Genomic DNA, 9,964 nt, shown 5'->3' with positions numbered 1-9,964 from the left:
TATCCGCTCTCGAAACTTACATAACTCATTGAATCTCAAGGAGTTTTACGTTTCGACTGCGCCGGAAGTGGGGCGAATTATAGAGACTCAGAATCTGCCGTCAACCCTTAATTTGGTTTTTCTATCAGTCAGAAGCTCAGTACAGTCGAAAGATCCAAATATCAGCGCGCATTCAACGCTACGGGCCACCGTGCGCGATTCGGCCTTCCTCATGCTCCTCTATATAAAGAGAAGAACATTCTGGCTCCATGAAAACGCAAAGCTAGGCAATACCCATCAAACCGACTGCGTTACAAGACAGGAAGCTGAGGATCGGTGCAGAAGCAATGAGCCCCCCACGAGATGCAACCAGCCCGCGCCGCTTCAGCAAATAAAAGAAATATGAAAACAGCAAAACGTGATAGTCAACCGCGAGGCCGGCGAATATCAACAAAGAAGGTTTTGTATAGATGGTGTCCCAGGGCAGGTTCGAACTGCCAACCTTCCCCTTAGGAGGGGGATGCTCTATCCAATTGAGCTACTGAGACATACACATTGTCGCTTGCAGACGCAGTGCGACGGACGGCGAGCATGTTAACGGCCGAACCTTGATTTGTCATGTCGTCCGTAGGGCATTTTAAGTGTAGGCAGGCGCCCCGCAATCTCGAAGGGCGTTTTACCGTGCAATTTGCATCACCACAAAATAACCGTCATTGCACATTGCAATGCACCATTTTTTAATTCAACTCTTAAATGCTTGTTTTTAAAGGACTTCACAGCGGTTAAACTGTTGGCATGACGACTGCTTCGCCTGTTCTGCAGAAGAACGATCGGAGATCAGCCTCATGAACCGCACCCTCTTGCTTGCAAACGCGATCGCTTTAGCGATTCTGGTGGGTTTTCACTTTGCCCCCGAGAGCACTGAACCGGTTGCACAGCGTATGCCGCATTACTTGCAGGTACAAAAGGCGCCACAGTGGGCAGTGCTGAGTGACCAGGGCAGCTACTCACAGGAAGTCAGCGCGCCCCTCGAGACGTCGCAAGCCAAATCGATCGATCGCCTGGTGTTTTGAATCATCTTCAGGAGTACAGCATGTCCAAGTCAGCGGCGGGATTTTTGATCCTCGCCTTATTGAGCGGAGCCCTGCATTTTTCGCTGTTCGAACAAACCGAAGTCACCGCGCCCCTGATCGGTTGCGCCGTTTTTGCAGTGCTGTTCCTGCTTGCACTGGCAGTCGGCCGCAAGTTCAAATTTGATCCGGTACTACGTTGAGCTTCACCCACTCCACAAAATGATCAGCGGCCACCGCCAACTCGCCAGAATTGTCGAGCTGGAACACAGGCCTGCTGATTGACCTCCTTTCCAGGAACAAGGCGTTGCGAGCAAGCCTGGCATTGATTTGCTCTAGCGTCTCTCGCCCACGCTTAAGCAGACGCTCCCGCAACACCTCTTCCCTGACAGTCAACAAAACTGGCAACAACGTCGGATAATCCTCCAACGCTTGCCGTAGATTCGCGCGCGATCCGTTTACCAATACGTGGCGCCCGGTTTTCAGCCACTGGTCCATTTCAGCAGGAATACCATAGGAGAGTCCGTTCGCCTGCCATGACAATGAAAATTCACCGGCGCGTCGACGTCGATCAAACTCCTCAGGAGTGACGCTGAGTGCATCCTCCCCCACAGATTCCGCCGACCGGGTAATGACACGGCGCATGACCTTACAATTCAGCAGATGCAAACGCTCACGCGCAGCCTCTATAAGGCTGTCCTTGCCCGAGCCAGATGGCCCCATCAGATAAATAAGCTTGCCATCCATCCTGAAAACGCCTCCCAGCAGGTGCACGCCCCTAGTAAATCGGCCATTTGCCACTATCCTGTACAAGGTAAGGAACAACGATTTTAGCCGCATAGCATGCACGGTCTGACGCCTTCGGGCATCCGTTCGTGCGCTTCAGGACGCGGTCAGCGATACGGACCGGCTCATTCTTTTCAAACCAGTCCGCATTTCTGATAATTGGTGCTGGCATTACGCCTTTACCCGGATCAATATTTGTCACAGAATTGACGCCAATGATCTGGCAATTTTGAGGCATGATGCGAGCCTCTTAACAATTCAGGTTGAACCATTTGGCGCGGATGCTTGTCCTACGACTCATCCTGCGGCCAATCCCGAGAACCGCTCCCCTGAACTAACCGGTTAAATATATGCGCCCATTGAAACAGGCAATTTATTCCAGCCGTACGGCTGACAAGTTCGTCGTACGCCTGCCAGACGGAATGCGTGAACGCATTGCCGAGGTGGCTCGCAATCATCATCGCAGCATGAACTCCGAGATCATTGCGCGCCTTGAGCAGAGTCTTATTCAGGAAGGCGCACTGGGCGAAGAGCTGAGCATGCGCCTCGACAGCCCGGAGCTTTCGCTGCACGAACGCGAGTTACTGCAACGCTTCCGTCAACTCTCCCACCGCCAGCAGAACGCACTGGTTTCTCTGATCGCCCACGACGCCGAAATGGCCGCAGACGCATCCTGAGTCAAATCGAATATCTCAAGCCAGCATGAGTGCTGGCTTTTTTTTGCCCGCAATCCGGGATTTCAAGGACGAAAAAAAGCCCGCCAATTGGCGGGCTTTTTCGATTAGGGCAATCAGAGCAGGAAAATCGTCGCCAACCCCAGGAAGATGAAGAAGCCACCACTATCTGTCATGGCCGTAATCATTACGCTGGCCCCCATTGCCGGGTCTCGCCCCATCTTGGCCAACGTCATCGGGATCAACACCCCCATTAAAGCCGCCAGCAACAGGTTGAGCGTCATCGCTGCCGTCATCACCACGCCAAGCGACCAACTGCCGTAGAGCATGTAAGCCACCACACCAATCACCCCACCCCAGACCAGGCCGTTGATCAACGCAACGGCGAGCTCCTTGCGCATCAGACGCGAAGTGTTACCCGTGCTGACCTGATCGAGCGCCATGGCACGAACGATCATGGTGATTGTCTGGTTGCCGGAGTTACCGCCGATACCTGCCACAATCGGCATCAGAGCTGCCAGCGCCACCAGCTTCTCGATCGACCCTTCGAACAGGCCGATCACCCGCGACGCGACAAACGCCGTGATCAGGTTGATCGCCAGCCACGCCCAACGGTTGCGCAGGGATTTCCAGACGGAAGCGAAAATATCTTCCTCTTCCCGCAGACCCGCCATGTTGAGGACTTCGCTTTCGCTCTCCTCACGAATCAGGTCGACCATTTCGTCGATGGTCAGACGGCCGATCAGCTTGCCGTTCTTGTCGACCACCGGCGCCGAGATCAAGTCGTAACGCTCGAACGCCTGAGCGGCGTCGTAGGCATCTTCGTCCGGGTGGAAACTCACCGGATCACTGGCCATCACTTCGGAAACCTGTTTCTCCGGATCATTGACCAGCAAACGCTTGATCGGCAATACGCCCTTGAGCACGCCGTCGTAATCAACCACGAACAGCTTGTCGGTATGGCCCGGCAGCTCTTTCAGGCGACGCAGGTAACGCAGGACCACTTCGAGACTGACATCCTCACGGATAGTCACCATCTCGAAGTCCATCAACGCACCGACCTGCTCCTCGTCGTAGGAGAGAGCCGAACGCACGCGCTCGCGTTGCTGCTGATCCAGAGTTTCCATCAGCTCATGGACGACGTCTCGCGGCAGCTCGGAGGCCAGGTCAGCAAGTTCGTCGGCATCCATGTCCTTGGCGGCAGCCAGGAGCTCGTGATCGTCCATGTCGGCGATCAGGGTTTCACGGACGGAGTCGGATACTTCGAGAAGAATGTCGCCGTCGCGATCAGCCTTGACCAACTGCCAGAGCGTCAGACGATCGTCCAGCGGCAAGGCTTCAAGAATGTAGGCAACGTCGGCGGAGTGCAGATCATCGAGCTTGCGTTGCAGCTCGACGAGATTTTGCCGGTGGACCAGGTTCTCGACCCGGTCATGATGTGCGCCTTCCTGGCGGTGAGTCAGGTCTTCGACGACCCGTTGGCGCTGCAGCAGCTCAACGACCTGAGCCAGGCGATCCTGCAGGCTTTCCTGTGTTTTCTTTACTTCGATTTCGGACATAGGCGAACTCCACTCCCAGCAGCGGGGCACGCCGGAAGGATCAATCAGTCAATTCATGATTGGTAAAACGGGGTACTGAGTATCTACTGGGTAAGTCCATGGAAGTTTTCCATAAGCCCCGGCGGGGCTGACGGGCGCAATGATACACCGCCTGACGGTTTTAAACGTTAAAAATCTAGGCTGAAACAAGCGCTTGCGAGACAAAGCTGAGCGCTGGCCTGACTCTTCAGACTCCGACGACTCATCCTGAAAAGAAAACACACCGGCGGTGAAAAAACTGCCGACTACGCTTGAAAGGGATCGTCATGGAGGACGCCGAATGCCATCGAAAACATCCCGATTCATGCTGACCGCCCTGCTCTGCCTCCCGACCATAGGGAACACAACGACACTTCACCGCTGCGAAGCTGCTGACGGCAGCCTCACATTCACGACATTGAGTTGCGCGAACAATGAGCGCCTTTTACTTCAGGAGGTACACCCCTACTCGCCCGGCTCGACAGTGGCACTGATACCCGAAGCCCGGCACGAAGAAATATCCGGCATGAATATCAGAAAGCGAGAAATGGCCGTCATAGGCCGGACACAAGACAAATGCGGAGATCTGATCGACGCACGACAGAAGCGCGAAGCAATCATCAATCAACGAATCATCGCCGGCATGAGCCAACAGGATGTTGAAAGCGCCCTGGGAAAGCCTGACAAGATCAGCATCCGCAATTCGGCAACGACTTATCGTTATGACCTCAAGCGAGGCCGAAGTGCTCAGGTCGATTTTGATGAGAAAGGATGCGTGACAGGAAAACTCAAATCCCGGACAGCAAAAAGCCCGCGTTAAACGCGGGCTTTTTGGTATATGGTGCACTCGACAGGATTCGAACCTGTGACCGCTCGGTTCGTAGCCGAGTACTCTATCCAGCTGAGCTACGAGTGCAATTTGTGTTTTTAGACCAGACCACAACTGGCTGAAGCCAAGTTATTTACATTGCTGCAACTAACTCTTAAATGGTGCACTCGACAGGATTCGAACCTGTGACCGCTCGGTTCGTAGCCGAGTACTCTATCCAGCTGAGCTACGAGTGCATTTGTGTTTGTTAGACCAGATCACACCTGGTTGAAGCCGAGTCATTTACATTGCTGCAACTGACTCTTAAATGGTGCACTCGACAGGATTCGAACCTGTGACCGCTCGGTTCGTAGCCGAGTACTCTATCCAGCTGAGCTACGAGTGCATTTGTTGCGCCGCATTATAGCCCGTCTAATCTCTATTCCAACCACTTTTTCTATTAATTTCAACAACTTACAGAAAAAGCCAGATTACAACGTACTAAGCAAATAATGGCGGAGAACGGGGGATTCGAACCCCCGACACCCTTGTGAGGTGTACTCCCTTAGCAGGGGAGCGCCTTCGGCCACTCGGCCAGCTCTCCGCAACACGGGGCGTATCTTAACCAACCTTTTCCCCGTTTGCAAACATAAAAATCAATAAAAATTAATGACTTGGTTCTTCGTCCTTCTCTTTCTTTATACGCAGGTAGATTTCCTCACGGTGCACGGCGACCTCTTTCGGGGCATTGACGCCGATACGCACTTGATTTCCTTTGACGCCGAGCACGGTCACGGTGATTTCGCCATCACCGATAATCAGGCTTTCTGCGCACCGACGAGTCAGAATCAGCATACCTTTCTCCTCACGCGAATCATTTCAGGGACAACAGTCTGCAAAAAAAAGGCACCCGACCTACAACCGGAGCGATCGTAGCCCTACATGCCTGAGTATTGACCAGCGCGAGCAAAAGAACAGTTCAGGGCTCGCGCCATTCAAAAAATAAAGGGCGCGGTCAGACCGCGCCCTTCATTGACCAGGATTACTCGCCCTGACGGGCCGGAGCATCCAGTTCGAAAGCCGTGTGCAGGGCGCGCACGGCCAGTTCCAGGTATTTCTCTTCGATCACGACGGAAACCTTGATTTCCGAAGTCGAGATCATCTGGATGTTGATGCTTTCCTTCGCCAGGGATTCGAACATGCGGCTGGCCACGCCTGCGTGGGAACGCATGCCGACGCCGACGATCGAGACCTTGGCGATCTTGGTGTCGCCGACGACTTCACGGGCACCGATCTCGCGAGCGGTGTTTTCCAGTACGGTCTGCGCGGACTGGTAGTCGTTGCGGTGCACGGTGAAGGTGAAGTCGGTGGTGTTATCGTGCGCAACGTTCTGCACGATCATGTCGACTTCGATGTTCGCGGCACTGATCGGGCCGAGAATCTTGAACGCCACGCCCGGGGTGTCTGGCACGCCACGGATGGTCAGCTTGGCTTCATCGCGGTTGAAAGCGATGCCGGAAATGATCGGCTGTTCCATGGTTTCCTCTTCATCAATAGTAATGAGGGTGCCCGGACCCTCCTTGAAGCTGTGCAGTACGCGCAGCGGAACGTTGTACTTGCCGGCGAACTCCACGGCACGGATCTGCAATACCTTGGAACCGAGGCTGGCCATTTCCAGCATCTCTTCGAAGGTGATCTTGTCCAGACGCTGAGCAACCGATACCACACGCGGGTCGGTGGTGTAGACACCGTCGACATCGGTGTAGATCTGGCACTCGTCTGCCTTCAACGCAGCGGCCAGCGCCACGCCGGTAGTATCGGAACCGCCACGCCCCAGGGTCGTGATGTTGCCGTGCTCGTCGACACCCTGGAAACCGGCGACCACAACCACACGGCCAGCCTTCAGGTCACCGCGAATCTTCTGGTCATCAATCTGCAAGATACGCGCTTTATTGTGCGCACTGTCCGTCAGGATCCGCACCTGGTTGCCGGTGTACGACACCGCCGGCACACCGCGCTTGATCAGCGCCATGGCCAACAGGGCGATCGTCACCTGCTCACCGGTGGAGACGATCACGTCCAGTTCACGCGGAACCGGTTGATCTTCGCCACTGATTTGCTTGGCCAGATCGATCAGACGGTTGGTCTCGCCGCTCATTGCAGACAGCACAACCACCAGGTCATCGCCGGCGTCGCGGAATTTCTTAACCTTGTCGGCGACCTGCTCGATTCTCTCGACAGTGCCGACCGAGGTGCCTCCAAATTTCTGTACGATCAAAGCCATTTCAAAGCCGCCTCTGCCCATGAAGGGCGCCCAATAATCACTCGAACAGCCGCCGGGCCCGCCACTAGACTGCGGGCCCGACAGACCGTCTTATAAACCCTGCTCGACGAATGGAACGGTCAGCGCCAGTGCGCTATCCAGTGCGCCGGCGTCGACACCGCCGCCCTGCGCCATGTCCGGACGACCACCGCCCTTCCCGCCCACTGCCGCAGCAGCCTGTTTCATCAAATCACCGGCTTTGAGTTGGCCAGTCAGGTCCTTGGTCACGCCTGCAACCAGTACGACCTTTTCCTCATGGACACTGCCGAGCAGGATCACTGCGCGGCCGAGTTTGTTTTTCAGCTGATCGACCAGCGCCAGCAGCGCCTTGCCGTCCTGACCATCCAGACGCACGGCCAGAACCTTCACGCCTTTGACGTCCACAGCCGAAGCCGACAGATCGTCGCCGGCGGCAGCAGCGGCCTTGGCCTGCAACTGCTCGAGCTGCTTCTCCAGCGCGCGGTTGCGCTCCAGTACAGCCGACAGCTTGTCGATCAGGTTTTCGCGGCTGCCCTTGACCAGGCTGGCCGCTTCCTTGAGTTGTTCTTCAGCAGCGTTCAAGTAAGCCAGCGCCGCAGCGCCGGTGACCGCTTCGATACGACGCACACCCGATGCCACACCGCCTTCGCTGATGATTTTCAGCAGGCCGATGTCGCCGGTACGGTTGGCGTGGATACCGCCACACAGCTCGACGGAGAAATCGCCGCCCATGCTCAGCACGCGCACGTTGTCGCCGTACTTCTCGCCGAACAGCGCCATCGCGCCTTTCTGCTTGGCGGTTTCGATGTCGGTTTCTTCGGTTTCAACGGCGGAGTTCTTGCGGATCTCGGCGTTGACGATGTCTTCCAGCGCCTTGATCTGCTCCGGCTTGATCGCTTCAAAGTGGCTGAAGTCGAAACGCAGGCGCTGACTGTCGACCAGCGAGCCTTTCTGCTGAACATGATCACCCAGCACTTTGCGCAACGCAGCATGCAGCAAGTGCGTGGCCGAGTGGTTCAGCGAAGTGGCGTGACGCACGTCGGCTTCGACGTGAGTTTCCACCGGCGCGCCAACAATCAGGCTGCCCGAGGCCAGCACACCGTGGTGCAGGAATGCGCCGCCGGTCTTGGTGGTGTCGCGCACGTCGAAACGGCTGTTGCCGGCCTGCAGATAACCGCAATCGCCAACCTGGCCACCGGATTCGGCGTAGAACGGCGTCTTGTTCAATACCACAACGCCTTCCTGCCCTTCACTCAAGACGTCCACGGACTGGCCATCTTTATAGAGTGCAACGACTTTCGCCAAACCGCTGGTGGAGTGGTAACCGGTGAATTCGGTATCGACATCAACCTTGACCAGGCTGTTGTAGTCCAGGCCGAAGGAGCTGGCGGAACGTGCACGGACGCGCTGGGCTTCCATTTCACGCTCGAAACCGGCTTCGTCGATGGTCAGGCTGCGCTCGCGGGCGATGTCCGCGGTCAGGTCCATCGGGAAACCGTAGGTATCGTAGAGCTTGAACACTACGTCGCCCGGAACCACGTCGCCTTTGAGCTCGGCCAGATCCTGCTCGAGGATCTTCAGGCCCTGCTCCAGGGTCTTGGCGAATTGCTCTTCTTCGGCTTTCAGTACGCGTTCGATGTGCGCCTGCTGGGATTTCAGCTCTGGGAAAGCCTCACCCATCTCTGCCACGAGAGCGGCAACGATCTGGTAGAAGAAGCTGCCCTTGGCGCCCAGCTTGTTGCCGTGACGGCAGGCGCGACGAATGATCCGGCGCAGCACGTAGCCACGACCTTCGTTGGACGGCAGCACGCCGTCGGCAATCAGGAAGCCGCAGGAACGGATGTGGTCAGCCACGACTTTCAGGGACGCCTGATTGTCGTTGCTGCAACCGATGGCCTTGGCCGAAGCGGCCAACAGGCTCTGGAACAGGTCGATTTCATAGTTCGAGTGAACGTGCTGCAGCACGGCACTGATCCGCTCCAGGCCCATGCCGGTGTCCACCGACGGCGCTGGCAGCGGGTGCAACACGCCATCGGCGGTGCGGTTGAACTGCATGAAAACGTTGTTCCAGATTTCGATGTAACGGTCGCCGTCCTCTTCCGGCGAGCCCGGTGGGCCACCCCAGATGTCGGCGCCGTGATCGTAGAAAATCTCGGTGCAAGGACCGCACGGGCCGGTATCACCCATGGTCCAGAAGTTGTCGGAGGCGTATGGCGCGCCCTTGTTGTCGCCGATGCGCACCATGCGCTCGGCCGGCACACCGACTTCCTTGGTCCAGATGTCGTAGGCCTCGTCATCGCTGGCGTAGACGGTGACCCACAGCTTTTCCTTCGGCAGGTTCAGCCACTTCTCGGAGGTCAGGAAGTTCCAGGCGTAAGTGATGGCATCACGCTTGAAGTAATCGCCGAAGCTGAAGTTACCCAGCATTTCGAAGAAGGTGTGGTGACGGGCGGTGTAACCGACGTTTTCCAGGTCGTTGTGCTTGCCGCCGGCGCGCACGCATTTCTGGCTGGAGACGGCGCGGGTGTACGCGCGCTTTTCCTGGCCCAGGAAGCAGTCCTTGAACTGGTTCATCCCCGCGTTGGTGAACAGCAGGGTTGGGTCGTTGCCCGGAATCAAAGAGCTGGAGGCTACACGGGTGTGGCCTTGCTCTTCGAAGAAGCGAAGGAAGGCTTCACGGATTTCTGCGCTTTTCATTAGGTTCTTCCACGGAGGCTGCGGCCAAAGGCCTGTACGAAACGTCAACAGACGAAACGACGGCAAAGGGC

At 56.4% G+C, this 9,964-nt stretch carries 9 protein-coding genes and 5 tRNA genes; 4 read left to right on the top strand and 10 right to left on the bottom strand.

Going from position 1 to position 9,964, the window contains the following annotated elements:
- Nucleotides 1–450: 450 nt before the first annotated feature.
- Nucleotides 451–527: transfer RNA gene (locus ACKLNA_RS13415), tRNA-Arg, on the bottom strand.
- A gap of 297 nt (nt 528–824) precedes the next feature.
- Between ACKLNA_RS13415 and ACKLNA_RS13410 the strand changes: the two genes are divergently transcribed.
- Both ACKLNA_RS13410 and ACKLNA_RS13405 read left to right on the top strand, forming a co-directional pair.
- Nucleotides 825–1,052 carry a hypothetical protein gene (locus tag ACKLNA_RS13410; RefSeq protein WP_408986118.1) on the top strand — a complete coding sequence of 76 codons (228 nt, stop codon included), beginning with the start codon at nt 825–827 and terminating at the stop codon, nt 1,050–1,052.
- A 20-nt stretch (nt 1,053–1,072) separates the two neighbouring features.
- Nucleotides 1,073–1,252, top strand: a complete 180-nt coding sequence (locus ACKLNA_RS13405; RefSeq protein WP_408986117.1) for a PA3371 family protein — start codon at nt 1,073–1,075, stop codon at nt 1,250–1,252.
- On the opposite strand, the gene phnN is transcribed toward ACKLNA_RS13405, so the two are convergent.
- On the bottom strand, nt 1,227–1,796 hold the full coding sequence (phnN, locus tag ACKLNA_RS13400) for a phosphonate metabolism protein/1,5-bisphosphokinase (PRPP-forming) PhnN (RefSeq protein ID WP_408986116.1): 570 nt from the start codon (nt 1,794–1,796) through the stop codon (nt 1,227–1,229). The two genes, ACKLNA_RS13405 and phnN, sit on opposite strands and share 26 nt — an antisense overlap.
- A gap of 389 nt (nt 1,797–2,185) precedes the next feature.
- Between phnN and ACKLNA_RS13395 the strand changes: the two genes are divergently transcribed.
- The gene (locus ACKLNA_RS13395) at nt 2,186–2,512 is read left to right on the top strand and encodes an Arc family DNA-binding protein (protein WP_003178899.1); all 327 of its coding nucleotides are present in this window, start codon (nt 2,186–2,188) and stop codon (nt 2,510–2,512) included.
- Between the two features lie 113 nt (nt 2,513–2,625).
- On the opposite strand, the gene mgtE is transcribed toward ACKLNA_RS13395, so the two are convergent.
- The gene (gene mgtE, locus ACKLNA_RS13390) at nt 2,626–4,068 is read right to left on the bottom strand and encodes a magnesium transporter (RefSeq protein ID WP_085709728.1); all 1,443 of its coding nucleotides are present in this window, start codon (nt 4,066–4,068) and stop codon (nt 2,626–2,628) included.
- Between the two features lie 319 nt (nt 4,069–4,387).
- Here mgtE and ACKLNA_RS13385 point away from each other — a divergent pair, with 319 nt between their 5' ends.
- Nucleotides 4,388–4,906 (top strand): cell envelope protein SmpA, encoded by a 519-nt coding sequence (locus ACKLNA_RS13385; RefSeq protein WP_408986115.1) that lies wholly within the window; start codon nt 4,388–4,390, stop codon nt 4,904–4,906.
- A gap of 19 nt (nt 4,907–4,925) precedes the next feature.
- On the opposite strand, the gene ACKLNA_RS13380 is transcribed toward ACKLNA_RS13385, so the two are convergent.
- From ACKLNA_RS13380 to alaS, 7 genes are all read right to left on the bottom strand, one after another.
- Nucleotides 4,926–5,002: transfer RNA gene (locus tag ACKLNA_RS13380), tRNA-Arg, on the bottom strand.
- Nucleotides 5,003–5,074: 72 nt separating this feature from the next.
- Nucleotides 5,075–5,151, bottom strand: a tRNA-Arg gene (locus ACKLNA_RS13375).
- Between the two features lie 72 nt (nt 5,152–5,223).
- A tRNA-Arg gene (locus ACKLNA_RS13370) sits at nt 5,224–5,300 on the bottom strand.
- A gap of 107 nt (nt 5,301–5,407) precedes the next feature.
- A tRNA-Ser gene (locus tag ACKLNA_RS13365) sits at nt 5,408–5,498 on the bottom strand.
- 62 nt (nt 5,499–5,560) lie between these two features.
- A complete protein-coding gene (gene csrA, locus ACKLNA_RS13360; protein ID WP_002554426.1) occupies nt 5,561–5,749 on the bottom strand; it encodes a carbon storage regulator CsrA in 189 nt (62 codons plus the stop codon).
- Between the two features lie 187 nt (nt 5,750–5,936).
- A complete protein-coding gene (locus tag ACKLNA_RS13355) occupies nt 5,937–7,178 on the bottom strand; it encodes an aspartate kinase (RefSeq protein WP_007951048.1) in 1,242 nt (413 codons plus the stop codon).
- A gap of 90 nt (nt 7,179–7,268) precedes the next feature.
- On the bottom strand, nt 7,269–9,893 hold the full coding sequence (gene alaS, locus ACKLNA_RS13350) for an alanine--tRNA ligase (protein WP_408986114.1): 2,625 nt from the start codon (nt 9,891–9,893) through the stop codon (nt 7,269–7,271).
- Between the last annotated feature and the right edge of the window lie 71 nt (nt 9,894–9,964).

It is taken from the genome of Pseudomonas sp. UV AK001 (assembly GCF_046097675.1).
GTDB classification, from domain to species: domain Bacteria; phylum Pseudomonadota; class Gammaproteobacteria; order Pseudomonadales; family Pseudomonadaceae; genus Aquipseudomonas; species Aquipseudomonas kribbensis.
Note: the sequence above shows the minus strand (reverse complement) of the source record. Positions and strands in the feature narration are given on the sequence as shown.

Excerpts from the sequence above, each read along its gene's own strand:
- ACKLNA_RS13410 (WP_408986118.1), top strand. The coding sequence starts at position 825 with ATGAACCGCACCCTCTTGCTTGCAAACGCGATCGCTTTAGCGATTCTG.
- ACKLNA_RS13405 (WP_408986117.1), top strand. The coding sequence starts at position 1,073 with ATGTCCAAGTCAGCGGCGGGATTTTTGATCCTCGCCTTATTGAGCGGA.
- phnN (WP_408986116.1), bottom strand. The coding sequence starts at position 1,796 with ATGGATGGCAAGCTTATTTATCTGATGGGGCCATCTGGCTCGGGCAAG.
- ACKLNA_RS13395 (WP_003178899.1), top strand. The coding sequence starts at position 2,186 with ATGCGCCCATTGAAACAGGCAATTTATTCCAGCCGTACGGCTGACAAG.
- mgtE (WP_085709728.1), bottom strand. The coding sequence starts at position 4,068 with ATGTCCGAAATCGAAGTAAAGAAAACACAGGAAAGCCTGCAGGATCGC.
- ACKLNA_RS13385 (WP_408986115.1), top strand. The coding sequence starts at position 4,388 with ATGCCATCGAAAACATCCCGATTCATGCTGACCGCCCTGCTCTGCCTC.
- csrA (WP_002554426.1), bottom strand. The coding sequence starts at position 5,749 with ATGCTGATTCTGACTCGTCGGTGCGCAGAAAGCCTGATTATCGGTGAT.
- ACKLNA_RS13355 (WP_007951048.1), bottom strand. The coding sequence starts at position 7,178 with ATGGCTTTGATCGTACAGAAATTTGGAGGCACCTCGGTCGGCACTGTC.
- alaS (WP_408986114.1), bottom strand. The coding sequence starts at position 9,893 with ATGAAAAGCGCAGAAATCCGTGAAGCCTTCCTTCGCTTCTTCGAAGAG.